The 452-nt window shown below is 38.7% G+C and carries 1 protein-coding gene; it reads left to right on the top strand.

The window, feature by feature from the left end:
- Positions 1 to 452: glycoside hydrolase family 3 C-terminal domain-containing protein (locus FHK88_RS03645; protein ID WP_227429422.1), on the top strand; the 452-nt coding region annotated here is incomplete at both ends.

Here is a 452-nt window from a genome sequence, read left to right as displayed (position 1 = left end):
AGGTGAAGTCGGAACTAAAGAGTTAGACGAAAAAGTACGCCGTATTTTACGTTTATCCTTCCTGACTAATATGAACAAAGACAGGCCTTTCGGATCATTTGGTACAGAAGAGCATGCAAAAGCAGGTTTGAAAATTGCTGAAGAAGGAATTGTATTGCTTCAAAACAACAATACTATTTTACCAATCAATCTTTCTAAAACGAAGAAAATCGCTGTCATTGGTGAAAACGCTATTAAAATGATGACAGTTGGTGGAGGAAGCTCATCCTTAAAAGCCAGATATGAAATCACCCCGCTTGAAGGTTTGAAGAAAAGAATTGGCAATCAGGCCGAGATTGTTTACGCCAGAGGTTATGTTGGAGATCCGACAAGCAATTATAACGGAGTTGTGGCAAAAGTTAGTTTAGAAGACAAACGTTCAGCAGCCGAGTTAAAAGCTGAAGCTTTAAAAG

This window comes from Psychrobacter sp. I-STPA6b, from assembly GCF_020662265.1.
Classification (GTDB): Bacteria; Pseudomonadota; Gammaproteobacteria; order Pseudomonadales; family Moraxellaceae; genus Psychrobacter.
This window is presented reverse-complemented; position numbering and strand designations above follow the sequence as displayed.